Raw genomic sequence first — 26,692 nt, forward strand, 5'->3', positions numbered from 1 at the left:
GCGGTCAGTAAAGATTTCATGTTGTAAAGCTAGACCGGGCCGGCGGGAAGAAATAGCGCAGAACGACGGAAAAATAGTCCTATCCGGCAGCAGCGTATTTTTTGGGCGTAGCGCCAAAGTGTTTCTCGAAAAGCCTGGAGAAGTGGCTCAGGTTTGAAAACCCCAGTTGATACCCGGCCTCGGAAACAGAATAGCCGGCTTGTGTTAAAAGGAAGCCCGCTTCCTGCATCCGTTCGTTCTGGTAGTAGTTGTAGATCGTGTCCCCAAAGGTTTGCTTGAACAACTGCTTCATTTTTGTTTCACTCATGCCCGACATTTTTGCCAGGGCGCTCAATTCCGGCGGCTGGCTAAGGTCCGCCAGGATGGCCGTGCGGATGGCCGCCAGTTTGTCGATATCCGCTTTGTTGACGGGTCTTTGTTTGTCATTTCCCCGGTCCAGCAGCTTGTGAAACAGCAGGTAGATCAGCTCGTGGATCTTTATTTTATGATACAATGCGCTCAAAGCATCCTCGTCGCTGACCTCGGAGAGTTGCTTCAGCGTTCGCAAAATGTCCGGGACCATTTTTTCATGATAAAAAAACAAGCCATCGCCATGCAGGATCATCTCCAGGGGCCCACGCACATTGTCCAGCCCCAGTGCGGTCATCAGTACCTCGCGGCGAATGCCGATGACTCCAAAATAGATCTCCACGCCCCCGGGGAAAATCGTTTCCGTGCTCAGCGCGCTGGAGGCGATCTGGATCGACGAGCCATTGTTTTTCAAAAACTGAATCGCCGTCTGGCGGTCCGGAGTGACGTCCCTGGGTATTTCATTGCTGTTGAAAACGATCGAGACAATGTCATGGTTTTCCTGCGGGGACTTCCGTATTAAATGAAAGTCCTCTGACATGGTATAATGATGCAGGGCGAATTTGACCCCGGGTTCTATTTCTTTAAACCGGATGAAGCCTTTGCCCATCGACACGGGGAGGATCAATGTGTCGTCCTTGACGGGGATATTAAAATGTTCGCCGAAGCTTTTTATAAAGTTGAAGCCGGGGTGGACGGTGAATTCAAAAGTCATGACTAAAGATAAGTCTACCCCTCCAAACTCCCCATCACCTTATACAACAACCCATGCAACGCCCGCGCCTCCTCCATGGACAACCCCAGGTGTTCCTTTAACCGGTTGTACATCCGGGGCGCCTTCGCCTTGAGCGCCTTCCCTTTTTCCGTCAACGTAATGATGATGCTGCGCTCGTCGGCCGCCGAGCGGGCGCGGTGGATGAGCTTTTGGTCCTGCATGCGTTTAAGCAGGGGCGTGAGCGTATTGGACTGCAACTGCAGCCGCTGTGCGATGACGCTGAGGTTGACGGCGTCGGTTTCCCAGAGGACCAGGAGCACGAGGTATTGGGGGTAGGTCAACCCCAATTCATCCAAAACAGGTTGGTAACATTTCGTTACCAACCTGGATGCCGCGTAAAGCGGGAAACACAACTGGTTGTCCAGTTTTAGCAAATCATCCGAACCCATAAGGAAAGGTACTAAATGACTTCCAACCGGACCTCGATGTTCCCACGGGTGGCGTTGGAATAGGGACAAATGGCGTGGGCCTTTTGTACCAGTTCGAGCGCCCGGGCGGGGTCGACGCCGGGGAGGTGGGCCGCCAGGTGTACCCAAAGCGAAAAGCCGCCTTCGCCGTTCGAGGTAAGGCCCACCGTCGCGGTCAAGACAGAGGTGGATACCACCTTCTCCCGTTGCATCACCAGGTTGAGGGCGCTGTCGAAACAGGCGGCATAACCGGCTGCAAACAGTTGTTCCGGGTTGGTGTGACCGCCCGCGCCACCCATTTCTTTGGGTATCCGTACATCGAGTTCCAGAATACCGTCTTCGCTTTTGACGTGTCCGTTCCGTCCGCCCGTGACGGATACGGTGGTTTGATAAAGGGTTTTCATATCTTATGCGATTATATCGTGTGCGATGTAAAATTGAAAAGAAAATCTGAAACCGCCAAAAAAAGTATATTGAAGCATAAAACCCAGCCATGAAAACTTTTGCCTTGTCGTTGCTTACGCTCTGGATAACTTTCGCGTGCCGTGCTCAAAACGTTTCGTTCAATCAGGGTGGTACTACCGCGACCCATTACTACGAGGAGATTCCCTACGAAGTCGTGGGCACCAAGATGTTTATATACGTGACCATCGGGGGGGTGCGGCACAAGTTCCTTTTTGATACAGGGGCGCCTACGCAAATCTCGTCTTCGCTGGCTGCCGAAACAGGCGCCACCGACTTAAGCCGGACCCCGATAGGAGATGGGACAGGAAAACGCGATACCCTCCGTATCGTCAGCGTAAAAAACATACAGCTCGGACAAGTCACCTTCCAGGATATTCCAGCGATAGGATACCTACCGGATATATTCCCCTGTTGGGATGCCGAAGGGGCAGTCGGCTCCAACATGCTGAGGAACTCCATCGTACAGATCCTGCCGGAGAGGCATGTCATCATTCTCACGGACGACGCCGGCAGGCTTTTGCTGAAAAAAAGGAACGGCATCCCTTTGAACACGGCTTTAGACCAACAAAGTAGCCCGTTTATCCAGTTGATATTCAAGGGTACGAAACGTGTCTTTGTATACCTGGGGTTCGATACCGGGGGGGATGATTTTATAACGATGCCCGGGGTTTTACTAAACCAGATTTTCCCATATAAAGTGTGCACCATTGCAGACCGGGGTATTGGCAGCCACCTCTATAGCGAATTCGGGCTGGGAAAGCCGGATTCGACGTACCGGGTCCTCATACCGTCGCTCACCCTTGCGGATGTGGAATTTGACAACACCACGGCGGAAGTGCTCAAGGTAGGCATGGCCCGGATAGGGGCCCGGCTGTTGTCGTACGGTTCGGTGACCCTGGACTTCATACACCACAAATTCTACTTCGACCCTACACGGGATAAAGTGGACATGACATTACCATTCTGGCCGGTAAGCCCGATCATTCAAAACGATCAACTGTTCGCCGGGGTGGTGTGGGGTAAAATGAAAGACCTGATCAAACCCGGGGAACAAATCGTCGCGTTCGGAGATGTGCCAACGGAAAGGACGCCCTTATGTGCCTGGCTGGTACACAACCCCCTGGACAGCGTCGCGGGGACCGTGGTTGTAAAAATCAAGGGCGCGGACGGGGTGGTCCGGGACGTCAGTATGACAAAGGAATAGGCGCTTGCAAGGCGCTGGAAATTGGTCTAATTTCAGGGTATAAAACCCTTCATCATGAAACGGCTAACCACCCTCCTCTTCGCAGCGGGCCTGCTGGCCTTTGCGATGCCCACGCCGATGCCCATCGGTTCCACCCTGCCCGATACGGGTGTAAAAATGAAAGACGTCTCCGGTAAAATGGTCTCCTTCACAGACGTCAGGAAAGCAAACGGTCTATTGGTGATGTTTAGTTGCAATACCTGTCCCGTTGTCCGGGGATACCAGCAACGAACAAAAGACATTTGCGCGTATGCCCTGGCCCACCGGGTCGGGGTGATCCTGCTCAATGCCAACGAGGCCCAGCGGGACTATTCGGATTCATACTCCGCGATGCAGGCGTACGCAAAGGATCAGCAATACCAATGGCCCTACGTGATCGACCAGGATTCAAAAATGGCCAATACCTTCGGCGCCAGCCGGACCCCGGAATGTTTCCTGTTTGATGCCTCGGGCAAGCTGGTGTATGAAGGCGCCATCGACAACAACCCCGGGAATGCCGATGGCGTTACCCGCGCGCATTTGCGCGTGGCCATGGAGGAGATGCTGGGCGGTAAAGAGGTGAGTGTCAAAGAAAGCCGTTCGGTGGGTTGCCAGATAAAACGTATGTAGTGCGCCGCCGTACGGCCTACCGCAGTAGCGACTCCACCGCCTGCTTAAACGCCTCCGGCGTCAGCTGTTGCTGGTAAAACTTCCGATACCCCGTCCGGGGATTATAAAAGACCGAGCAGGGAATCACCCCCGTCCAGGTAGAGTCGATCGCCGGTGCGATGACGTCGGCGTCCGTTTCGTCCAGCCAGGCGATAGGCGAATGAAACCCGTGTGCCTGTGCAAAAGCAGTAATTTTCTTTGGATAAAAATCCGCAATGTCCAGGCTCAGCAGCAACAGGTCCACCTTAGCGCCATAGGATGCCACGGTCGATTCGAAATAGGGAATCTCCTGTACACAGGGGACGCAAAAGGTCGCCCAAAGGTTGACGATGACCGGTTTTTTCGTCGTTTGAAGAAACGTTTTCAAGTCCGCGATATGCCAGCGGGGTATCGTTTGCTGGGCGCCGGCGCAGAGGGCAGCGCCCAAAAGGATAATGGCGAACAGGTACTTCATATCGCGAAGCTAGTTATTTTTACCTGCGCATGAACCACCCTTACTATATAGATCGCTTTCAAAAGGCTGCCGCCCGTCTCGCCCCAACAGAAATGCAAATCGACGTGGGCGAGGTGCTGCAATGTGTTTGTCTCAAAGTGTTCAAACCCGAATGGACGCATGATCCTGCCCGGATTTTTTTCTCCGTGTGGCTCAGCGACTACGCCATCCAAAAAGGCCGTCTTTTATACAACATCCATGCCTTCAAACTCCGGAAGCTCAAAGGCTATACCATCGCCAGCCGGGACTTCGCGGCCCGTTTCCGGGAAGGGTTCGATTCAAATGGGTGGCCCAACGTCAGCGTTCAATACGGCCCGCTGACACTAATGGAGGGTTGGACAAGACTCGATCAAGACACCCTTCAAAAGGACATTGCCGATTTGGCGGAGAAGTTCTTAAAAACGGCACACCTCATCGACGATACCCTCAGGCTTTATGCCGACCCCAGGCCACAAAAGCCGCCAGTGCAGCGACGATGAGGTTGGGCGCGATGATCGGGCCTTCCCCCCTGGAGACGTGAAACCAGATCGCGCAGGCCATCAGGACAAGAATCCCGTAAGCCGCCCAGACCGTCAAAAATGGTTTTACGTTCAATAAGGTGGGGAAAAAAATGCCCGCCGCGCCCAACAGGTCGATAAAACCCGTAAAGTGAACAAAGGCCGGGGAGACCTGCCCCATCCAGGGCATCATGGCGGCCAGCCTGTCAATGGGCATCAGCAGTTTCATACCGGCGCCCGACAGGAGGAAGAGGAACAGCAGGGCTTGCGCGATCCAGAGAGCTATTTTCATGGATGTAAAACTAGCGATCGCCCTCGCAGGAAAGCCCGGCACTATCCCGCAGGATAGCCGTTTACTTCCCGATCACCTCTTTGCGGTGCTCCATTCCCCATTGATAAAGAGATTCCATTAACTTTTGCAGGGACGCCCCGTGCGGCGTCATCGAATACGCGACAACCGGTGGGAAGCCGTCGATCACCTCACGCTGGATCAGCTTGTTGGCTTCCAAGGCCTTCAATTCCTTGGACAACATCTTGTCGGTGATGCCCCCCACTTCTTTCGAGATCTCGTTAAAGCGCTTACCACCTGTTCCCAGGGAGAGCACGATCTGCAGTTTCCACCGGCCATGCACCGCCTCTACGGCGTCCTTGATGGCGAGTATCTTCGAGGGGCATCCGTCTCCGTTCAACATGATGCAAAGCTACCGATCTTATTTCGTCCCGGTGGTATCTTTCCAGGCCGGGTGGTCCTCCTTAAAGGCCTCTCCCCAACGCTGGATGTCCATGTACAGCTCCCAATCGCTTTGCGTCGCCTGGAGATAATCGTAAGAAGGCCGATACGCATGCATAAAGGTGTCGAGCAGGGGTGGCTGCAACCCCGTGATCCGTTTGACGATCGTTTTGGAAAACCGGTGGTCGATATACTTCTGCCGCTCATTTTCCTCCATATAGCGCTGGGCGGACTGCCTGCTTTTGTCGATCTGGTGCGCCCCGCCGAGGAACGCGTCCAGGTTGAGCCCGATGCCCATGCCCCGGCCTCTTTCCGCCATATTGTTGACATAGTTCGCGCCCTGGTAGTTGAAAATGTCCTGGTATTCTTCCCGGTTTTCCATGGAGTCCAGGTGGTAGCTGTTGGGTCTTACATACACATCCGGCAGGTATTCCGCCACGACCCCCATCGCAATGTCAAAGTGCGACGGGTCCTGCATGTACTGCACCGGAAAGTCCGGTGTTCTTTTATTGAGGTAGGAAAAATAAAGGGTATCATGCTCCCTGACCTTTATCCGGTAGTGCCCCAGGGAATCCGTCACCGCGGACACCCCCGACGAGCTGTGGACGTCCACATCCCGGATGGTAGCGGATTGGGTCTGGTCATAGACCGTACCCTGAACTTCGACCTGGCCCATGGCAGATCCAACCGATAGCAAACTTAAGGCTATCGCACTTACTTGCATCCATACAAACCCGCTCATCAACAGTTGGCTTTACGTACGTGGGGCTTAGACCTGAAAGGTCGGGAAAAGTTTAAACCCTACCACCTATTTTTTCCGCTCCATCCGGATCCCCAGGATAAGAAACAGGACGCCTAAACCCGGGAAGACGAAGTGTCCCATATACTGCCCCATGGTATAAGCCGTTCCCTTGCTGGTATCGACAGATACGTGGAAAAATCCGTATACGCCTACCCAACAAAAGAGGATGCCGACGACAATGAGTATGATGGCCAATGCTTTCATAGTCCTAAAGATAAACTATCTTAGCCCTTGCCGAATGCATGAGAAAATACATAGTACCGAAACCCTTCTCCGGCAACTGTCCGAAGGGGATGAGGAAGCCTTAGCCGCTCTTGTTCGTTTGCACTGGAAAAATGTGTATGCCCAGGCGCTGTTCTGGATAAAATCCACGGAGGAAGCGGAAGAGGTGACCCAGGATATATTCCTGAAGCTCTGGAATACGCGGGAACAGCTCGGCGACGTCTTGCATTTCGAGAACTGGCTTTTTATCGTCTCCCGGAATACCATCCTATCGGCGGTCCGGAAAAAACTCAGCCGCCCCACCTTTTTACAGGAACAGGAAGAAGAAGAACACGTCCTTCGCCCTGACCGCATCACCGAACACCGCGAACAATACCAGGTATTGCTAACGGGCGTTGGTCTTTTGCCGGAAAAAAGACAACAGGTCTTCCGGATGAGCCGCTTCGAAGGGCTGACCCACGAGGAGATTGCCGAACGCCTAGGGATCCACAAAGACACTGTAGCCCAATATATTGTAAAAGCCGTTGCCTTTTTAAAAAGCTATTTGCAGGAACACACGGGCAGCAGCGTCTGGGTCATCCTATTACTGGCGGGGTTATATTAAAAATATTTTTTTTCCCCGCTACTCAGTCTTTTCTTCCCTCAGCGTCTTTAATCAGGATCGATGAACGACATAACGATGGATGAGCGCTTGCCCATACTTTTGAACGCCTATCTGGCGGGCACACTGACGGAAAACGAACGGGCAGAACTGCTCCGGGTTCTGGAGCAGGAAGGACAGACCGCGCACCTGGCCACCCTGATGCAAGAGGTGGAGGGCGAGGTCACCCTCCCGGACGACCTGTCCGGAACGGAGGACCGGATCGTGCGGAAGGTGCTGGATAACATACGAGCCCGCGGGGCTTCGCAGCAAACCACGGTGGTGCGCATGCGCAGGTCCCGGACATGGATATGGGCGGCGGCGGCCCTATTGCTGGTAGGTATAGGGGCTTCTCTCTGGCATTTTATGTCTGAAAAACCCCGCCCCGCCCATCTCCCTGAAACAGCTCGTGTGAACGACGTGGACCCGGGGAGCAATAAAGCCGTCCTGACGTTGTCGGACGGGACGACGGTTGCGCTGGACAGCACGGCAGGGGGCCTAGTGGCACAACAGGGGAATACCACCGTAATGAAGCTGGCCGGTGGGCAGGTCGTGTACCGCGCCGGGGGCGCCTCCGGCGAAGGTGGGGCAGGGGCCGCGCGCCCGCATGGGCCGGCCGCATCGGCCCCCGGCCTGAACACCTTACGCACCCCCCGCGGCGGCCAATACCATCTGACCCTCCCGGACGGCACGAAGGTTTGGCTGAATGCCGCCTCTTCGATCACGTACCCCGTCGCTTTCCAGGGAACACAACGCAAGGTTTCCGTCAGCGGCGAAGCCTATTTCGAAGTGGCAAAGAACAAGGCCGCCTTTATCGTGGACGCGGGCGGAAAATCGTCGATAGAAGTCCTGGGGACCGCTTTCGACGTCAACAGTTACCCTGAAGAAGATGCCATAAGAACAACGTTACTGGAGGGTCGTGTGAAGGTGACCGCACCGGGTGGTCCCTTCCTCACCCTTCGGCCGGGGCAACAGGCGGAGGTCCGGAACGAAAAAATCTCGCTCGTGGATCACGTGGATTTGGACAAGACGGTGGCCTGGAAAAATGGGTTATTTAATTTTGACAACGTCCATTTGGTAGACGCGATGCGCCAGCTGGCGCGCTGGTATGACATCGACGTCGTTTATGAAAAGGACGTGCCGGATATACAGTTTGAGGGGGAGATCAGCAGGAATGTGAAATTATCGGACCTGTTGAAAGTGCTCAGCCGGGCGGAAGTAAATTTCAAAATAGAAGAGGGACACCGACTCATCGTTTTACCATAAAAGTCCTTACATAAAAAACCGCTATGGATTAGGCCCCATAGCGGCAATTGGTAATGGGCCGACTGATACGCTTATTTATTTCGTCACACCCAAAACTTGCATTAAGGTATGCAAAAAGCTGCTTATTGTGCCCGGTCCTCCCGCGGGAACCGCCGGGCGATGTACAAAATCCTGATGGTCATGAAATTGACTGCTGTTCTGATTACTTTTACCTTGCTCCAGGCCCATGCCTCGGGGGTCGCCCAGACCATTACCCTCAGCGGAAAAAACCTGGACATGAAGACGGTTTTTACCGCGATCAAAAAGCAGACGGGGTACGTTGCTTTTTCCAAGAAGGGGTTGCTGGAGGAGTGCAGCCCCATTTCCTTCACCGTACGGAACATGCCGCTGCAGGACTTCCTGGCGCTGGTCTCCCAGGGGCAGCCGTTTACCTACCTCATCGTGGACAAGACGATCTCGCTGTCGCGTAAGGAGGAACCGGTGCCACCCGCCCAGGAGGACACGCTTCATACGGTCAGCGGGCGGATTGTCGACGAGAACGGCCGGCCGCTCTCGGGTGCCTCCATTACGATCAAACACACAAAGACCGCGACGATGACCCAGGCCGACGGGTCCTTTACAGTAAGGGCGCGCGAGGGCGAGATCCTGGTCGTCACCTTCGTGGGTTTTACACCCCAGGAGGTCAGGATATCGGCAACCCATTTGCGGTTTCCGTTTTCGGTACGGCTTCAGCAAAGTTCCAGCGAGCTGGACCAGCTCCAGGTCACGGCATACGGGACGACAACCAAACGCCTGAACCCCGGCGATATTACGACCATTACGGCGAAGGATATTGAAAACAACCCGGTGACGAATGTCCTGGCGGCCATACAGGGCAGGGTTCCGGGTCTTTTTGTCCAACAGGTCTCGGGTCAGCCGGGGAGCGCCTTTAAGCTCAACGTCCGGGACGCCACCAACTTTTCCTCCGGGGCCATACCCCCCCTGGTCATCGTGGACGGGGTGCGTTATCCAAACGGTACCCTGCCCGTGTCGACCAATACGTCGATCAGTCCGTATAACTTCCTGCAAGGGGGGAGCGCCTTGAACTTTATCAACCCCAACGACATCGCCAGCATCGACGTCCTCAAGGACGCCGACGCGACGGCCATCTACGGCTCCTCGGGTGCGTATGGGGTCATCATCATCACCACCAAAAAGGCAAAACCGGAAGCCCCTGTCTTCAACGCCAATGTGTACACGGGGGTATCGGTCAACAATACGATGCCCAAGCTGCTGAACACCCAGCAATACCTGATGCTGCGGCAGGAGGCGTTGAAAAACAACAACCAGACCCCGGGTGCGGGGGACTATGACCTGAACGGCACCTGGTCATCCACCGCCTATACGGACTGGCGGAAGGTATACTTAGGCTCCTCGGCCCAGTCGACCAATGCGAACCTGTCTTATAGCGGAGGCAATAAGAATACGTCGTACATGGTCAACGGCAGCTATATGAACAACGGCAACATCCAGCGCCACAAGGGGAGTTTTCAAAACGGCAACATCCGGTTCTCGCTGAATACCGCCACGAACGACAACAAATTCAACCTGAACCTTTCGGGCGGGTATTTGTTTTCGAAGGACGATATGGTCCCCTACGACTTTTCCCAGTCGACCGCCCTGGATGCGCCCAACGCGCCGTCTCCCTTCCTGTCCAACGGGAATATCAACTGGGCCGACAACGACCCCGACGGGCCCGGCACCGCTGGCAATATCAACCGGTTGTACAACAACCAGACGCACAACCTGCTGGCCAACGGGACCCTGGTCTACCGGCCGGTGACCGGTGTGACCCTGCGGACGATTTTCGGATACAACGATATCGTGGGTTCGGAACTGTCGGGCTATCCCACCACGACTATGTCGCCCACGACGACCAATGCCGCCCAGCAGACGTCTGCCGATTTTCACCATTATGACCAAAAGATGTTCAGCATATCGCCTTATGCCGAATACGACAGGAACCTTTTCCAAAAGGGCGACCTGAGCGTCAAGGCGGGTGGAGAAATCGACAACGGCAACACCCTCCAGGACGACATCGCCGGTAAAGGCTTTGCGTCGGACGCCCTGCTCAACGACCCCGCGGCGGCGTCCACCGTGACGTCGGGCTATAGCCAGACGCCCTACCGGGCACTAGGTTTTTACGGGATCGTGAAATACGTATGGGACGGCAAGTACATCGTTGACTTCAACGGCCGGCGGGATGGCTCCACGCGTTTCGGGCCGGACAAGCGCTTTGGCAATTTCGGCTCGGTGGCCGCCGCATGGATTTTCAGCGAGGAAAACTTCGTGAAGGAACACCTCCGTTTTATCAGCTTCGGCAAACTGCGCGCCAGCACCGGTGTCGTCGGCGGAGACGCCATCAGGGACTATGCCTACCTCAGCACCTATAGCGCGGGTGGTGTGGCCTACGACGGCGCGACGACCCTGTATCCCAGCACGCTGGCCAACCCCAACCTCCAGTGGGAAAAGAACCGCGATAAAGAAGTCGGTTTGGAGATGGGCTTCCTCAAAGACAGGGTCTTTGCCGAAGCCAGTTATTACCACAATGAATCCTCCAACCAACTGGTCTCCCGGCCTGTATCCAGCGTCACGGGTTTTAGCCAATACGTGCTGAATTCGGACGCCGTGATTCGCACCAGCGGTTGGGAGATGTACCTGAATACCCGGAACCTGGTGACCCGGAATTTTACCTGGTCGACCCGGATCAACCTGTCCATTCCTACGAGCAAGCTGTTGCGGGCACCCAGCCAGGCCAACCAGAATACCAACTTCGTCGTCGGCAAACCCGTGACCGGTCTGCTTTTGTACAAATACGCCGGGGTGGACCCCCAGACCGGGTACTTCATGTTTACCAACGCGAAGGGAACGACCCAGGACGACCTGCTGGACCTGACGCAGGCGGATAAAACACAGTTTGTCGACCAGGCGCCGAAGTACTACGGTGGGATACAAAATACGTTTACCTACAAGCAGTTTTCCCTCGACTTTTTCCTGAACTATACCAACCGGAGGGGGGAAAACGCCCTTGCCCAGTCGGGTTATCTCTTTGGGATGTTCGACATCAACGGTACCAAAGACTGGTTGCGCCGCTGGCAAAACCCGGGCGACAAAACCGACATGCCCAAGGTAACGACCAACCTTTTCGACGCCTATTTCCGTCTCCAGGAATATATGAACAGCACGGGTGCGTATACCAACGCCTCCTACATCCGGTTGTCGAACGTGAACCTCCGCTACCAGTTTTCAAAGGACCTGGTCCGGAAGATGCACCTGCGCGACCTGTCGGTTTTTTTCCAGGGACAGAACCTCCTGACCATTTCGCACTTCGGCGGCCTGGATCCGGAAAACATGAACGCGGGCGTCATCCCCCCCTTGCGCGTATTCACCGGCGGGATCAATCTTTCACTTTAATGTCTTGACACCATGAAACGTATCATCATATTTTTGGCGCTGCTGCCTTTCGCCGCCTGCAAAAAGTACCTGGACGAACCGCTGCCGTCCGGTACCATCAACGAATCCAACGCCTTTGTCTCTGACGACGCCGTCTCCTCCGTGGTGACGGCTACGCTGGCCAACCTGATCGATAACGGGATGTTTGGCGGTTCCGCTTCCGGCAACCTGGCGTACACGACCGCTTTATATACCGACGAGACCAGGTACCTCAATGTCAACACGACCAACATGTATTACTATTACATGGACGCGCTGACCCCGGCCATGGTCAACGACTGGACGTCGAGCTATAGCCAACTCTACGCCGTCAACGCCGCGCTGGAGGGTATCCAGTCGACCACGGCCAACCTTTACCACAAGAACCAGTGGCTGGGGGAATGTTATTTTGTCCGGGGCGTATTGCTCTTCTACCTGACAAACCTGTACGGGAACGTTCCTTTGGTCACTACTTCCTCCTACGCCACCAATAACGTGATGGGCCGGACACCCCAGGCCCTGGTGTACCACCAGATAACGGCCGACCTCCTCCAGGCGCAAAGCCTTTTGCAGACCACTTACGCAGACGGATACGGCAACACGACTACGCACCGGGTGCGTCCGAACCGGTATGCCGCCGCCGCCCTTCTGTCAAAGGTGTATTTATACGAAGGCGTTTGGGACAGCGCGGAAGCCGAAGCGGATACCGTTCTCGCCTCCTCTTCCTACGCCCTCGCACCGGTCGCGAGCGCCTTCAACCTGAATGGGTCCGAGACGATTTTTGCCATGAATTCGTACCCCGGCAGCGCCGTCAACGAGTATAGCCTTTATGTCAACGGCATGCCGGCCACGGTGACCACCCCCACGTCCAACAGCGTGTATGCCTGCCTGGATACCCAGCTCGTCCATACCTTCGAGACCGGCGACGCCCGTCTGGCCAACTGGGTGCGGGTGGTACAAGGCACCGCACCCGTCATGACGTACTACTTCCCTTACAAATACGCCAGCTCGACCGCGGGCGCCCAAAACGTCCTGCTCCTCCGTACCGGGGAGGTCTACCTGATCCGCGCCGAGGCCAGGGCGGAGCAAAACAACCTGAGCGGGGCAGCGTCCGACCTGAACGCCGTCCGCGCCAGGGCCACCCTGGCCGCCACCACAGCCACCGACCAGCAAGGCCTGCTCAACGCGATCGCCCACGAGCGCCGCGTGGAACTCTTCACCGAGTTCGGCAACCGCTTCTTCGACCTCAAACGGACCGGGAAGATCGATTCGGTGATGACGGCTTTCGCCCCGATCAAAGGCGCGACCTGGAGCGCTTACATGAAGTTGTACCCGCTGCCGCTGAATGACCTTCTTCAGGATCCTAACCTGACGCAAAATCCCGGATACCCGTCTAACTAAACACGATGATAAAGAATTGGATCTATCTTGCGCTCGCCCTGGCACCGATCGGGGCGGGCGCTCAAACTGCCGCGGGGGCGCGCCCGGGCGGGACATCCGCCGCCGCGCCCACCTTCGACCTCCACATCCGCCTCACCGCGGCACCACCCGTCCCCAAAGCCTACCTCGTCACCGAATTCGAGATGACCGACCAGAAGGTCCTCGATTCCGCGGTGCTCGTGAAAGGCGCCTGCACCTTTAAAGGCCCGGTGACCGACCCGGCCCAAAAGGTCACGCTCGTCGTCGGCCACCTGAACGTCCGTGATGCCGACAGCCGGGAAATCTTCCTGGAAGCCGGCCGTATTCTCCTCCAGGGCCGCGACTCCATCCGGACGGCATCCATCAAAGCGCCCGCGCTCAACATGGCCTACGCAGACTACGCACAGACCGTGCTCGAACCGGTGAATCGTGTCGGCCGGGGGCTGAACGCAGCGTACCAGGCGGCTTCCGAAGAAAGGCGGAAAAGCCCTGCCTTTATGGACAGCCTGAAAATGGTGATGCGGTTCGCCTGGCACCTGCGCGACTCGCTGAAAACCGCGTATATCGCAGGGCACCCCGATACGTATGTCAGCCTCCTGGCGTTACAGGAGCTGGCCGGAAAGGACATCGACCTGTCAAAGATCGAACCCCTTTTTGACGGACTCTCCGACAGCGTGCGGTCCAGTAAGGCGGGACAGGCGTTTGCGGCCGTCCTCGAACGGGCGCGCCCGACTTCCATTGGCGCAGTGGCGCCCGACTTCAGCGAACCGGACACGAGCGGCGCGGCCGTCCGTTTGTCGGACTTCCGCGGCAAGTACGTCCTCCTGGACTTTTGGGCGTCCTGGTGCGGACCCTGCCGGGCCGAAAACCCGAACGTTGTAAAGGCGTACGCCGCCTTTAAGGATAAAAATTTCACCGTCCTGGGGGTGTCCCTGGATGGAGAGAACACCAAAGGCGCCTGGTTAAAAGCCATACAAAAAGACAGCCTTACCTGGACCCAGGTTTCCGACCTGCAGGCCTGGAACAACGCGGCGGCTAAGAAATATGGCATCCGCTCCATCCCGCAGAATTTCCTCATCGACCCGCAGGGGAAGATTGTGGGGAAGAACCTGAGGGGCGAAGAGTTGGAAAAACAACTGGGCGCGCTGGGGTTGTAAAGCGGCGGCGCGCCGCCCGTACTGCGGCGCGCCCGCGTCGCAGTACGGGCGCTAACGCCCTCCCGTCTTCCTCGTATCCTCTGTCTCCACAATCATCTCCTTGTGCGCCCACCGCCCATCCGCGGTAATCCCCTCGACAACGACCTTAAACCGTTTGGTGATGTCGTTGTTGAAGAAGTCGAGCTTTGCCCGGCGGGTTTTGGTATCGAGCAGCACAAAGGGCTGCCAGAACAGGGTGGGGCGGAGGTCGGTGGAATCCGGGGGCGGGGCCGTCTGGATGCTGGCGTAGTCCGGGGAGTAGAATTCTTTCGGGGCCGTGTAACCGATGACGACGGTGTTGTCGAGGGACTTGAAGTCCGCGGGCGCCGATTTCTCTCCTTTTTTGGTATAGATCGCGATACCGCCGTTGGCGCCGCCCATGCCCATAAACGGGGGACGGAAAACCTTGATATAGGCGACGTCGGTCATGCTGATGTTTTGGAGGGTTTGGGCGTCCACGGGCATTTCGTCGAGGTAAAGACCGGGGGAGCCGCCCCTCCAGGTAAGGCTGGTCGGTCCGGATCCGGTGGTGATCTGCAGACCGGCCACCCTGCCCTGGAGGTATTGGAAGACGCTCTGCATGGATTGCGCGACGGGATCGTTTGCGACGTCAAACTGGTACCCGTCCCCGCCGGAAAAAAGACCGGAGGCATATTTCTCGTCGAGGAGCTGTTCAGGGGACTTGGTGGGCGCCTTGATGACGATGGTCGCCAGGTTTTTGACCTTGAAGATCCCCGAGGTGTCGTGGACAAGGCGCTGGAAGTCTTTTTCGTGCACCATCACGGAAGAATCGATGGGCGGGGCTACGGTATCGGGCAACCCGATGTTGCCGACGCCTTTGAAAAGACCGTTGTCCATACGGACGGTCGCCGAACCAAAGAGGTCCCTTTTGTTGAACTGGTAGTAGATCTTTTGCTGGCCAAAAACAAAGTAATGCGGGACCTGGAAGTTCCCGCCGGTGTCGATCTCGGCAAAAAGAAAGCGGTGCGCCTTGCCCCCGTCGTCGGTGATGAGGTTGATGGTACCCATGTCTTTCATCATTTTGGCAGGGACGCCATATACGGCCCCGCGAAGGGACATGACGCTGTCGGGCATGTAGGTCAACCGGGGATACGCCTTGTGTACGATGACATTCCAGTCGTACCGTCTCCAGCCGTTGGTCAGCATGACGAGGTCGACTTCCTTGCGGACGCTGTCGATGGGGTTGGAGATATAGTCCCAGGGTTTGTACACCTTGCCCCTGAGGTCGCTGGTCAGCAAAAGGTTGGAAATGATGTTGTCGCCTTTGGCATCCTCCGGGGCGTCGAGGTCGGCGTCGGTCACGGAAACCGACAGGTTGCTTTTGACCTGGTCTGCGTATTCGATCTCCAACTGGTTCTCCGCCCGTTTGTCAAACTTGGTATACAAGGCGTGGATGGCGGGGTAGAACATGTACTCGTTGTTGTCCACGAAGCTGATGCGCTCCGCCACGGGTTGCCAGTCCGCGTCGAATATGGTCACGGTAACGATGCCGCTGGGCAGCGAGGCGGTATTAAACGCCTGCCGGACGATTTCCCCGTCCTGAAGGTGTAGCGTGGCAAGGTAAAACACCTGGCCTCCGGTATGGGCGATGAGGTGGAACGTGGTGGCCACGCTGTCCCCCGTGACGGCTTCGACCGTATAGATCTTGGCCGAATCCTGGCTATCGATGCTGAGGGATACGCCGTTGGGCCTGGCGGCCGGTAATGGCGTCGTGTGCGCCGTGCCCGCCTTGTCTTTCCAGACGGCCTGGTAGGTCATGCCCTTGACGGGTGTGAAAATAAAGGTCCCCATGCCATCCCTTACGCTGGCAAACGTTGCTTTTTTCACCCCCTTCGCATCTACCACGGTCCCTTGTACCTCGACCGGGAGGCCGTCGGGGCCGGTGGCTTTAAACGCGACCCGGCTGTCAACGCCGTCGATATAGTCACCGCCTTCCGGGAAGAAACGGAGCTGGGTGCCGCCGGCGGTTGCGGTGACATGGGGTGCGCCCGTCTTTATAACAACGGTATGGCCCGCCGGCAGCGGCGCTGTCGTATTCAATACCCGGACGGTCCTATAGTATAAAAAGGCCGAGTCATAGTTGAGCATGTAGCGCGTATACGCCCGGAGGCTGATGGTCGTGGCCTTGTAGGAAGCAGGGAGTACAAAGGAGCCCGCCGCGGAAGATTCGACCAGGGGCGCCGTGTTGCGGTCCAGCACCCGCCCATGGTCGTCCAGCAGTTCCACAAAAACATTTTTGCTAAGGGCAGAGGGTACGCCCTCGTTGGTCACATACGCTTTATACCAGATCGACTCGCCGGTGTTGTAGGCGCTCCGGTCCAGATGGAGGTATACCTTTTCCCTCGGATAGGCTTCGGTATAAATGTGCATCAGGGTGTCGATGCGTTGGGCGGTAGCGGTAGAAAGACCAATGGCCAAGGCTGAAATTGTCAGGACGTACCTCATCATGACATCAAAAATAGCGATTACCGGGTCGAAAACCTGAACAAGCCGGCCCCGTGCGGGTTGATCAACCGGTTATAGGAAGAACGGAATACACCGATGTCCTCTTTCCGCCAAAGATCCCTAATGGCGACGCCACCCTTGAAACCCAGGTCCTTTAGGGATACCGTGACGTTGGCGGGTACATCGTTCAGGTTGAACAAGGCGACATAAAGGTCCTTGCTGCCCTGGACGTGGGAGTACCATACGACCATCCCGTCGCGGTCATACAACAACCGCGGATCGGCGCCTTCCTGGTCCACCGCCAGGACTTCGTCGTTGGTAAAAAGGGACAGCTCGAAGGGCCGGTTTTCCGGCAGGTTGCCCCCCAGCATCAGGGGCGAACGATAGATACACCAGAAGGTGATATGCGTATACGCCTCGTCTTCGGTAAACCGGCTATAGCGTTCTTCGCCCACCGGACCCCGCTTGGACAGCTTGCCGAGCTGGATCATGTCGCAGTCGGGCCAGTGCCCGGGGCCGCCCACGCCCTGCCACTGACGCGCGTAGGTCATCATAGAGATGATTTCCTTCCAGTTGTCCCAGAAGTCATCCGCCATCCGCCACATATTGGCGTGCGCGGCGACGTGGGTGCTGTCTGTCAACGGAGTCGCGCCCGGGGAAACACTCAGGACGACGGTCCGGCCGCATTGGTCGATCGCCTTGCGGTACCCTTCTACCTCGGCGGTGCTGTATGGCCGGGACAAGTCGTCCACCTTTATAAAGTCAACGCCCCAGGAGGCGTAGAGGGTCAAAAGCGAATTCAGGTATTCCTGGGCGCCGGGTTTGCGCATATCGAGACCGTACATGTGGTTCATCCACTCACATTTGGAATTCGTGTCCGCGATCATGTCGGCCGTAATGCCCGGCGCGCCCAGCACCGGCGTTTTTGCCCAAACCGCCTGGCGCGGGATGCCCCGCATGACGTGGATGCCGAATTTCAGACCCAGCCCGTGTACATAGTCCGCCAGGGGCTTGAAACCCTTCCCGCCAAAGGCAGTGGGAAACTTGGTGGGTTGCGGTGTCAACCGCCCATACCCGTCCATGGTGAGCCAGGGGATATACGAGCCATCCTGCAAACGCTTCTGGAACGGGTTACCGATATGGCTGCCCGGTGGGTTGTCGTAAGACCAGAGAAAGTCGACGACGACGTACTGCCAGCCGTAGGGCTTCAGATAGGTCGCCATATAGTCGGCGTTGGCTTTGACCTCGTCTTCGTGGACGGCGGAGCCGAAACAATTGTAGCTGTTCCAGCCCATGGGAGGGGTGGGAGCTGGGTTTTGTGCGGTCGCGCACAGGAGCGACACGGTCGTTATGGCAAGGCAAAAAAAGCGCTTCATTGCCTAAAAATAAACCTTTTCACCTCAATGAAGTGTCTTTTTGACACTTTTTTCACGCAACTGATTTTCCTGTTGGAGGGTCACCGCCTGGTGGAGCCGGCTGACCTCCGCCGGTTTCAACCGGAGCGTCGCCGTCTTTGACAACACCGCGGGGTCGCTGAGCTGAAAGGTCGGCCCCACCGCATGGACGCTGTCCTGGCGTTTGTACATGAGCATGACCCGGCCCGTCAGGGCGGTGTCGCAGCTCCCGTTGGTTTGAAGGGTGACCTGGGCGCGGGGCACGACCAGGCTTTTGTGGTTGTCGCAGATGACGAACACGTCGTTGGCGGTGTCGTAGTTGCCGTCGTATTGTTCGCCGGGCGCGCGGTTCCAGCGGGCGAAGGTGCCGATCCAGAGGACGGTGTCACCGTGGGTACTGCTGCCGTGGGCATCGCCGTGGGCGTCGCCCGTGCCCGGGGACGGGCCCTGAGACGTGCCTGAAGACGGGCTCGAAGCGGTGCCCGCGCCCGAAGTGGCGGCCCCACCCGCTGTATCCGCGCGGCCTGTGCCGCCGCCGGCGCCCCCGGAGTCCCCGGCCCCGCCGCCGCAGGACGGCAACAGCCCGCAGGCAGCAATAGCGATAAGCAAAAGAGAAGCGAAGTTGTTTTTCATTGTCGAACAAGCTTCACAAAATATACGTCATTTTCCCTCATATCCAAAGTCAACCGGTACTCGCCTTTGGTCGTCACCGTTTTGCGGAGCACGGGCGCGTCGTCATTGTGTGCTTTGATCGAGGCGACCTGCTGCCGGGTGAGTTGGGCGGGCGCCCCGAGGTCGAGGTAGGTGGTATAGGGGTCGTTACAACGATACCCGGTTTTGTACACGGAGAGCGTATAATCGCCGGGTGGCAAATGCACAAACACGATGTTCCGCGCCCCCAAAGAACGGGAGGGCAGGTCCCTCTTATAATACACCTGGTCGTTGATACTATCCCCGGGACTGGTGTTGGTAAAATTCCAAAAGAGAAATTGAATCCCCCCGTGTTCGTCCTTGCAAGCCCAGGACGAGGGGTCGGAAGAAACGAGTTCAAAAGGCCCCAGTTGGTTCAAATACTTGTAAGAAAAAAAAGCAGGTTTGAGGATGTCCTCGTAGTTGATCAGTCCAAACCCGCCGTGAAAGGACGTGAACCGGGGTCCGGCCTCCTCGAAGATGTCGGTGAAGGTCCAGTAAGACATGGAACCCGCCGCGGTCCCGGTTTTCCGGATTTTGTCGAGGATGAAGGCGGCTTCGTGGTAGCTGTCGTGGATGGGGTCGGAGGGTGTATAGGACGCGCTCCATTCGGTATAGTGCAGCTCCAGGCGGGGGTAGACGGAGCGGTCTATTTGTTCGCGTACGTCCCGGATGTCCCCCCAGATGGAGCGTTCGTTTTTGCTGAGGATCGTTCCCCTGCTGCCGGTTTCATCGAGAAAGCCCTGGTCGACGCCGTAGGTATGGGTGCTTACAAAGTCCACGGGGGTTTTGCTGCGGACGCAAAAGTCGATGAAATCCGGTACCCAGGCGTTTCCGGCGGTGGCGGGGCCCCCTACTTTGAAGCGGCGGGATACCGTTTTGATGGCCTGTGCCGTGGCCGCGTAGAGCTTGAAGTATTCGGCCTGGTCGCCGGTCCAGAACCCGTCCTTCAGGTTGGGTTCGTTCCAGACTTCGAAGTACCAGCGGGCGACCTCGTCTTCCCCGTAGCGTTCCACCCAATGGCGGACGAGGGCCTCGATGAGGTTACTCCACTTTTGATAGTCCTTTGGCGGGGTGACGTTGCCGCGCCACCAGAAGATGGTCTTCGGGCCGCTGGCGAGGGCCTGCGGCATAAAGCCCAGCTCGACAAAGGGACGGATGTGGATCTCTTCGAGGAAGTCGTATAACTGGTCGATGTATTGCCAGTTGTAGAGGGGATTGCCGTTCCGGTCTTCGCTGTATACCCCCATGTCGTCGGTGAGCAGGCCGTGCATCCGGATATAACGGAAACCCAGCGCGTCCTTTACGAAGCGAAGCTGGCGCTGCCAGTCCGCGCGGAGGCCTTCGTTTGCCCGGCCGGCGCCGACGCATTCATTAAACATCTTACTTAAAGGACCCTTTACGCGGCCGGCGTCGACGGTGACTTGAGAAAACCCGGCAAGGGCGGATAACACCAGCAGGCAGGTGAGGCAACAGCGAATCGTCATGATGGCCCCAATTTACAAAGAACTCAGGGTGATCTTGGCGAGGAGCACGTCCTTCTTATCCACGAAGTACACAAACCCGATGGGCAGCGCGCCGACGACGGGGTCCACCGGGCGTTGGGAAAGGACGATATAGTACGCGTCGGATTCGCCCAGGAGTTTGAGCAGACGCGTGCTGTCGTTTTTGAGCAGCCGCAGGTCCTGCAACAGGTCCTGGCCCGCCTGGCCGGCGGTGTCCAACACCTGTGCGGGATACAGGACGTCCGAATCTTTACGGAAAACAAACTGCACGCTCCGCAGGGTCCCCTTGTTCAAACGCTCGTTTGTATAGTCGTTCCACGCGGCGGTTTGGGCGACGTAGAATAACCAGGGGAAAAGAAGCACCATAAAGGCCAGCAGCCATACAAGACGGAAACGGGTCAAAAAAGACGGCGCCTTCCAGTGCGCGATCGCCAGTCCCATCCGCACCAGGCCCAGGACCGCGAACACACCCAGCGCGACAAGGAACGGTTTTGAGATAAATACGTTGAACGAAAAAACGAGGTAGGCCGAATAGTCGATGCCCAGGGTAGCGGGCGACACGCCAAAGTGCCCGTAGAAGGAATGCACATACACCCAAGCGCTGAAATAGACGTAGATGCCTAAGACAAGAAGGAGGTTGCCGGCTTTGGACAGGTAGTCTTTCATATAGCAGGTGAAATTAATACATTGGCTGAAGCGCTACAAGGCCTATCTTTACCCGGAGGGCATGCAGGAAGATCATCTACTATGGAAGGCTTATCTGGACGGCGATAAGACGTCGTTCGAGACCATCTATACCCGGTACCACCGCAACCTTTATGAATACGGGATGCGCAAATGGGGGGACGAGGACCTTGTCCGGGACGGGCTGCAGGACCTGTTTGTCCGGCTGTGGGTGAACCGGGGGCGGATTGGACCCACGGACAACATCAAATATTACCTGATCGCGGCGTTGCGCAATGCGCTGATCAACGCCAGTATACAGCAGGACAAGCGGCGGGCGGCGGAAGTGGGGGAGGAGCCGTTCGAGCTGGCGTACCCGGAGCCCGGGGCATCGGCGTCCGGCGACCGCCAGGCCCGGCTGGTCGCTGCCCTCGATCAGTTGACCGGCCGCCAAAAAGAAGTCATCTACCTGCGTTATTTCGAAGACCTCAGCTACGAACAGATCGCTTCATTGATGGATATTTCCGTCAAGGGGATCTATAAGCTCCACTACCGGGCGCTTGACGCCCTCAAGGACATCCTGGGGATATCCCGCCAGGACCTGCTCCTGTTGCTTGCGATGTGTAAAGTTATTTTTTCTTAAAAAAAAATGGGGCACCGTGGGATAATCCTGGGGCTTTTGTGGTTTGTATACATAGATGACCTTGGAAAAGTACGATCGATATTCGTTCGAGGACTTTTTGGAGGATGACGACCTGAGGGCCTTTGTCCGGTCCGGAGAGCCTGCTGCAGCGGCTGTCTGGGCGGTGTGGCTCCGGACGGATCCGTCCAACAGGCAAGCGTATGCGGAAGCGGTGGAATACTTAGGCGTGTTGTACAGCGCCCGCCGCATCGAACCGTCGCCGGCCTTTAGCCGAAACCTTTGGGAAAACATCGGCACCGGGATTGCGCATGCCGAGCGCCGGCGGGCAAAGGTCCGTGTGTTGCGGCTGAGCGGCTGGGTCGCGGCGGCCAGCCTGGTGTTGGCGCTGAGCGGCCTTTGGTATTGGCAATCCATCATCACCGTGCGCACCGGAAATGCCGAGTGGCGAACCGTCGTGCTTCCCGATCAAAGCGAGGTCACGCTCAACGCCAATTCGTCGCTCTCGTATCACCGCGCCTGGCGCTGGAGGGGAGACCGGGTGGTCCGGCTGGAGGGGGAGGCCTTGTTCAAGGTACGCCACCTCAACCGGGACACCACGACCATCAAACCGGGGGAACGTTTTACGGCGATCGCGGGCGATGTGTCCGTGGAAGTGCTGGGGACGACGTTTACCATCCGTGAACGAAGAGGCCGGGTATCGGTGGCCCTTCTGGAAGGATCGGTCCGGGTGCGCGGGCTCGTTTTACATCCCGGTGAATCCGTGGATATCAAAGGCGACAGAACCAGGGTCGTGGCGGTGGCCGGTCTTGACAACCCGCCCCAGGCCTGGACGGCGCACAAAATGGTGGCGAGCGGTATGACGGTGCAGGAGATCATGGAGGAATACGAGGACACTTACGGCTACCACATCGTGCTGGACAACCCGGCGCTCGCGGCCAAACGGATCGACGGGACGCTGTCGCTGGACACCGAAGACAATGTGTTGTATATGCTCGCCAATATACTCAACTGTAATATCGACAAACAAGGAAAGGTCATCTACCTGAGGTCAAAATAATCATTCGCCAAAACCAGAACAAACATGAGAAAAATCGTGGCCGTGCTGCTGCTGATGGGCAGCGTCATTACCGTCGCCGCCCAGGGCAAGACCATCACCCTCCAGGAAGCGCTTTCGCGCATAGAGCAGCGTTTCCAGGCAAAATTTGCGTATGAGCACAACCTGTTGAAGGGGAAGACGACCAACGAAAGCGCGCTCGACGGGAAGACCATAGAGGAAGTCCTGAAAAATGTTCTTTACCCGAATAATTTACTCTTCCTGTACGTCAACGAAAATACTTATTCGATCGTCGCACGGGACGCGCGCTTCTTCCAGGCGCCAGCGGTAGCCGCTGGAGCGCCGCAAGGCGCCGGTGCGATGTCGGGCGCTGGGGCGTCGCCGGGCGGCGCTGCGGCGTTGTCGGACGCCGGAGGCGCGCGGGCCCTCCGCGGCCAGGTTCTCGACGAAACAGGTACCCCCCTTGCCTTTGTCAACGTCTGGCTAAAGGGTACCCGGGTGGGTACCCAAACCACGGACCGGGGCGAGTTTTTCCTCCGGGGCGTGTCGGCGGGTGATACACTGGTATTTACTTACGTAGGGCGTACGCCCCTGGCGGTGGCCGTCCTGAACCCGGAATCGGCGCTCACCATCACGATGATCCCCTCGGGCAAAAGGACCGCCCTGGACGAAGTCACCGTCGTCAGTACCGGTCTCCAGCAACTGCCGAAGGAACGCGTAACGGGTTCCTTTGTCACGATCGGTGCGAAAGAGCTTTCGCAGGTGCCCACGGCCAACGTCATCCAGCGGCTCGAAGGACAGCTGTCGGGCGTACAGATAAGTGTCCTGGCGGGAGACCGCAGCTTTTTGTACGGGGGCGCGGGGAATCAGCTGTCCATCAACGGCGGGACCCGGACGACGGGAACCAACGACTATAATATGCAGATCCGGGGCACCAGCACCTTTATGGGGGAATCGTTTCCCCTGGTCGTGGTCGACGGCGCCATCACGGACCTCGACCTATCGACCCTCAACCCCAACGACATCGACAACATCACCTTTTTAAAGGACGCGGCGGCGGCCTCGATCTGGGGCGTGCGCGCCGCCAATGGCGTCATGGTCATCAATACCAAAAAGGGCAGGAACGCCAGCGCCCCCCAGGTCAGCTTTTCGGCGGGGACGATGGTGTCGGGGAAACCGGACTTAGGCTACCTGCGGTTGATGAACAGCCGGCAGGAGATCGGCTACGAAACGGAGCTGGTGCAAAAAGGTTTTTTGACGGCGCAGAACCTGGACGGGTCTTCCTATTTTTCGGCCGGTTATTATCCGCATACGGCGGCGGCCCTGGCGCTGGAGCTCCAGGCGGGCACCATCACACAGGCGGCTTACCAGCAGTCGATCGACTCCCTTGGCGCCATCGACAATACCGGACAGATCCGGAAATACCTGCTCCAACCTGCCTCGAACCAGCAGTACGATCTTTCGGTGAGCGGGGGGACGGGCACCTCCACCTATTTTTACTCCGCTTCTTACAACGACGAGAAAACGAATACGGTCGGCAATGAAGGAAAGCGGCTGACGCTGACCCTGAACAACAGCTGGAAGCTGTTTAAGGTGGCCACGTTGTCGACCAGCCTGAAGGGCGCTTTTTTCCGCTACCAGAACGAGGGCTTATCGCTGACCACTCTTTTTCCTACCAGCGGTAAACAAACCCTGTTGCCCTATATGCAATTGGTGGATACCAAAGGGAGTTCAATATCCTATGATGTGTATAACCCGGCATGGACGGGTACCCTGTCCGGTTATGCGGATTGGCGCTACAATTATATGGACGAATTGCACAATTCGGACGACGTGCAAAAGGACGAGAACTACAGCGCGAACATCCGGCTCGACGTGCCCGTCTACCGGGGTTTGTCTGCCAGCCTCCAGTACAGCAATGAACGGCTGTTTAGCGACCACCGGGTTTTTTATAACCCGCAGACCTTCTACTACCGGAACCTGGTGAATTACTATGCGGGCAACCTCGGGTTGACGTCCGGAGGTATCCTCAACCTGATCAATACCACCGAAAACAACTACGCGCTCCGGGGGCAACTGGCATACGACCGGACCCTGGGCCATCTCCACCAGGTCAACGCCATCGCGGGGAGTGAGATCCGGCAAACCGAAGAGGGACAAGGCACCAGCACCCTGTACGGGTACGACACCCAGACGGGGCAGTCGGCCAATGTGGACTTTTCCGACAATGGGTACACGACCGTCGCGGGGTACAACAGCCCGCTCACGGGTGCGCCGGCCCAACAAGACAAAGAGCGCAGGTACCTGTCTTACTTTGGGAACGCGGCTTACACCTTTATGGAGCGCTATTCGCTCAGCGCCAGCGCCCGTTACGACGACTACAACAACTTTGGTCTTCAGCAACGCTACCGCGCCACGCCCCTGTGGTCGGCGGGCGCCCAGTGGAACCTCGGCAAGGAAGCGTTTCTCCGGAACGTGCGCTGGCTGGGTCACCTGGGGTTGCGGGCCACCTACGGGGTCAACGGGAACATCTCCACCTCGGTCTATCCGTTTACTAATATCTATCCTACCGGCAACGACTATACGACCGGCTTACCCACGACTACGGTCATTAACCTGGCCAACCCGGAACTGAAATGGGAAAAGACTTATGTCACCAACGTAGGCGTGGACTTCGGTCTTTTCCAGGACCGGTTGAGCGGGTCGGTGGACGTGTACCGGAAACGCGGCACCGACCTGTTGTATCAATTCCCGATCGACGCGGCCCTGGCGGGCACGATCGGGGGCGGCTACCTCGAACGCAACGCGTCGTCGATGACAGGGAAAGGGGTCGATATCAGCCTGAGCGGTCTGTTGTTGTCCAACAATAACTGGTCCTGGCACGTGGGCGGCAATCTTTCGTACAACACCAACAAGGTGACCGATAACCGGTTTGACACCAGCTCGATCTCGAATTACACGGTCTCCTACGCGCCGGTGGGTATCCCCAACGTCGTGGGCTACCCGACGGACAAGGTTTTCGCGTTCCGTAACGCGGGTTTGAACGCCATCGGCATGACCCGGGTCTACAATGCGGAGGGAGACACCGTATCGGCCACGTCCCCGGTGTATTTCAAAGACCTGAAATACGCAGGTCGGAGGACCGCCCCGTTTTTTGGAGGGATGAACAGCTCGCTGCGGTACAAACGGTTTACCCTGTATGCCCTGCTGACCTACCAGTTTGGGGGTGTCTTTCAAAAACCCACCGTGGACAACTATATCACCGGGTTTTACAACCTCAACTACAGCGTGGTAGGCGACATCGCCCGTCGCTGGGAGAACCCGGGGGATGAGAACAAGACAAAGGTACCCGGGCTCAATAGTTCGGCGTTTCTGACGAACTACAGCCTGGTTCGCTACCAGTATTCGGACGCCAACATACTTTCCTCGGATTATATCCGTTTGCGCGAGGTGTCACTGACGTACCAGGTACCGGTCTGGCGCCAGCGTATCGTCAAAAGTGCGAGTGTGGCACTCGCCGTCCGCAACCTTGGCCTTTTGTGGCGCGCCAACAAGCAGGGCTATGACCCCGACTTTGTCGCTTTACCCAGCCGTTCGAACAGCCTGCCGGCGGCCAAGTCCTTTAACTTTTCCCTAAACGTTAACTTTTAATGTC

Annotated in this window: 24 protein-coding genes; 11 read left to right on the forward strand and 13 right to left on the reverse strand. The window is 57.1% G+C overall.

Going from position 1 to position 26,692, the window contains the following annotated elements:
• Positions 1–79: 79 nt before the first annotated feature.
• The 3 genes from EDB95_RS12795 to EDB95_RS12805 are packed head-to-tail and all read right to left on the reverse strand — an operon-like array spanning position 80 to position 1,934.
• Complete coding sequence (locus EDB95_RS12795; protein ID WP_133994184.1) at positions 80–1,063, reverse strand: helix-turn-helix domain-containing protein; 984 nt, start codon at positions 1,061–1,063, stop codon at positions 80–82.
• A gap of 14 nt (positions 1,064–1,077) precedes the next feature.
• A complete protein-coding gene (locus tag EDB95_RS12800; RefSeq protein ID WP_133994186.1) occupies positions 1,078–1,512 on the reverse strand; it encodes a MarR family winged helix-turn-helix transcriptional regulator in 435 nt (144 codons plus the stop codon).
• An 11-nt stretch (positions 1,513–1,523) separates the two neighbouring features.
• On the reverse strand, positions 1,524–1,934 hold the full coding sequence (locus EDB95_RS12805; RefSeq protein WP_133994188.1) for an organic hydroperoxide resistance protein: 411 nt from the start codon (positions 1,932–1,934) through the stop codon (positions 1,524–1,526).
• Between the two features lie 89 nt (positions 1,935–2,023).
• On the opposite strand from EDB95_RS12805, the gene EDB95_RS12810 reads away from it, so the two are divergent.
• Together EDB95_RS12810 and EDB95_RS12815 are read left to right on the forward strand one after the other, a co-directional pair.
• Positions 2,024–3,199 (forward strand): retropepsin-like aspartic protease, encoded by a 1,176-nt coding sequence (locus EDB95_RS12810; protein WP_133994190.1) that lies wholly within the window; start codon positions 2,024–2,026, stop codon positions 3,197–3,199.
• A 54-nt stretch (positions 3,200–3,253) separates the two neighbouring features.
• Positions 3,254–3,847 carry a thioredoxin family protein gene (locus tag EDB95_RS12815; RefSeq protein WP_133994192.1) on the forward strand — a complete coding sequence of 198 codons (594 nt, stop codon included), beginning with the start codon at positions 3,254–3,256 and terminating at the stop codon, positions 3,845–3,847.
• A gap of 16 nt (positions 3,848–3,863) precedes the next feature.
• Here the strand turns inward: EDB95_RS12815 and EDB95_RS12820 are convergent, their stop codons facing one another.
• The gene (locus EDB95_RS12820) at positions 3,864–4,340 is read right to left on the reverse strand and encodes a TlpA disulfide reductase family protein (protein WP_133994194.1); all 477 of its coding nucleotides are present in this window, start codon (positions 4,338–4,340) and stop codon (positions 3,864–3,866) included.
• 29 nt (positions 4,341–4,369) lie between these two features.
• Between EDB95_RS12820 and EDB95_RS12825 the strand changes: the two genes are divergently transcribed.
• Positions 4,370–4,858 (forward strand): hypothetical protein, encoded by a 489-nt coding sequence (locus tag EDB95_RS12825; protein WP_133994196.1) that lies wholly within the window; start codon positions 4,370–4,372, stop codon positions 4,856–4,858.
• Here EDB95_RS12825 and EDB95_RS12830 read toward each other — a convergent pair.
• The 4 genes from EDB95_RS12830 to EDB95_RS12845 form a co-directional block, all read right to left on the reverse strand.
• A complete protein-coding gene (locus EDB95_RS12830; protein WP_133994198.1) occupies positions 4,806–5,168 on the reverse strand; it encodes a DoxX family protein in 363 nt (120 codons plus the stop codon). The genes EDB95_RS12825 and EDB95_RS12830 overlap by 53 nt on opposite strands.
• Positions 5,169–5,229: 61 nt before the next feature.
• A complete protein-coding gene (locus EDB95_RS12835; protein WP_133994200.1) occupies positions 5,230–5,568 on the reverse strand; it encodes a winged helix-turn-helix transcriptional regulator in 339 nt (112 codons plus the stop codon).
• 18 nt (positions 5,569–5,586) lie between these two features.
• On the reverse strand, positions 5,587–6,282 hold the full coding sequence (locus EDB95_RS12840; protein WP_133994202.1) for a hypothetical protein: 696 nt from the start codon (positions 6,280–6,282) through the stop codon (positions 5,587–5,589).
• Between the two features lie 132 nt (positions 6,283–6,414).
• Entirely contained in the window at positions 6,415–6,612 is a 198-nt protein-coding gene (locus EDB95_RS12845) for a hypothetical protein (RefSeq protein ID WP_133994204.1), read from the reverse strand.
• A 34-nt stretch (positions 6,613–6,646) separates the two neighbouring features.
• On the opposite strand from EDB95_RS12845, the gene EDB95_RS12850 reads away from it, so the two are divergent.
• From EDB95_RS12850 to EDB95_RS12870, 5 genes are all read left to right on the forward strand, one after another.
• Positions 6,647–7,234: an RNA polymerase sigma factor gene (locus tag EDB95_RS12850; RefSeq protein ID WP_162852579.1), complete on the forward strand. Its 588-nt coding sequence runs from the start codon at positions 6,647–6,649 to the stop codon at positions 7,232–7,234.
• Between the two features lie 60 nt (positions 7,235–7,294).
• A complete protein-coding gene (locus tag EDB95_RS12855) occupies positions 7,295–8,536 on the forward strand; it encodes a FecR family protein (protein ID WP_133994207.1) in 1,242 nt (413 codons plus the stop codon).
• 108 nt (positions 8,537–8,644) lie between these two features.
• The gene (locus tag EDB95_RS12860; protein WP_133994208.1) at positions 8,645–11,989 is read left to right on the forward strand and encodes a SusC/RagA family TonB-linked outer membrane protein; all 3,345 of its coding nucleotides are present in this window, start codon (positions 8,645–8,647) and stop codon (positions 11,987–11,989) included.
• Between the two features lie 12 nt (positions 11,990–12,001).
• Positions 12,002–13,408: a RagB/SusD family nutrient uptake outer membrane protein gene (locus EDB95_RS12865; protein WP_133994209.1), complete on the forward strand. Its 1,407-nt coding sequence runs from the start codon at positions 12,002–12,004 to the stop codon at positions 13,406–13,408.
• Between the two features lie 5 nt (positions 13,409–13,413).
• On the forward strand, positions 13,414–14,583 hold the full coding sequence (locus EDB95_RS12870; protein WP_133994210.1) for a TlpA disulfide reductase family protein: 1,170 nt from the start codon (positions 13,414–13,416) through the stop codon (positions 14,581–14,583).
• 51 nt (positions 14,584–14,634) lie between these two features.
• Here EDB95_RS12870 and EDB95_RS12875 read toward each other — a convergent pair whose 3' ends face one another.
• Genes EDB95_RS12875 through EDB95_RS12895 form a run of 5 tightly spaced genes read right to left on the reverse strand, consistent with a single transcriptional unit; the run spans position 14,635 to position 21,343 of the window.
• Complete coding sequence (locus EDB95_RS12875) at positions 14,635–17,091, reverse strand: hypothetical protein (protein WP_133994211.1); 2,457 nt, start codon at positions 17,089–17,091, stop codon at positions 14,635–14,637.
• A 17-nt stretch (positions 17,092–17,108) separates the two neighbouring features.
• Complete coding sequence (locus EDB95_RS12880) at positions 17,109–18,464, reverse strand: glycoside hydrolase family 27 protein (RefSeq protein WP_133994212.1); 1,356 nt, start codon at positions 18,462–18,464, stop codon at positions 17,109–17,111.
• A 24-nt stretch (positions 18,465–18,488) separates the two neighbouring features.
• Complete coding sequence (locus EDB95_RS12885; protein WP_133994213.1) at positions 18,489–19,115, reverse strand: hypothetical protein; 627 nt, start codon at positions 19,113–19,115, stop codon at positions 18,489–18,491.
• Entirely contained in the window at positions 19,112–20,659 is a 1,548-nt protein-coding gene (locus tag EDB95_RS12890) for a GH39 family glycosyl hydrolase (RefSeq protein WP_133994214.1), read from the reverse strand. Before EDB95_RS12890 ends, EDB95_RS12885 begins: the two co-directional genes overlap by 4 nt.
• Before the next feature lie 12 nt (positions 20,660–20,671).
• The gene (locus EDB95_RS12895) at positions 20,672–21,343 is read right to left on the reverse strand and encodes a hypothetical protein (protein WP_133994215.1); all 672 of its coding nucleotides are present in this window, start codon (positions 21,341–21,343) and stop codon (positions 20,672–20,674) included.
• Between the two features lie 7 nt (positions 21,344–21,350).
• Here EDB95_RS12895 and EDB95_RS12900 point away from each other — a divergent pair, with 7 nt between their 5' ends.
• The 3 genes from EDB95_RS12900 (at position 21,351) to EDB95_RS12910 (ending at position 26,688) form a co-directional block, all read left to right on the forward strand.
• Positions 21,351–21,983, forward strand: coding sequence for an RNA polymerase sigma factor (locus EDB95_RS12900; RefSeq protein ID WP_133994216.1), 633 nt, complete (start codon positions 21,351–21,353; stop codon positions 21,981–21,983).
• Positions 21,984–22,044: 61 nt separating this feature from the next.
• Positions 22,045–23,040: a FecR domain-containing protein gene (locus EDB95_RS12905; protein WP_162852580.1), complete on the forward strand. Its 996-nt coding sequence runs from the start codon at positions 22,045–22,047 to the stop codon at positions 23,038–23,040.
• A gap of 24 nt (positions 23,041–23,064) precedes the next feature.
• Positions 23,065–26,688, forward strand: coding sequence for a SusC/RagA family TonB-linked outer membrane protein (locus tag EDB95_RS12910; RefSeq protein WP_133994218.1), 3,624 nt, complete (start codon positions 23,065–23,067; stop codon positions 26,686–26,688).
• Positions 26,689–26,692: the final 4 nt, after the last annotated feature.

Source organism: Dinghuibacter silviterrae (assembly GCF_004366355.1).
Taxonomy (GTDB): Bacteria; Bacteroidota; Bacteroidia; order Chitinophagales; family Chitinophagaceae; genus Dinghuibacter; species Dinghuibacter silviterrae.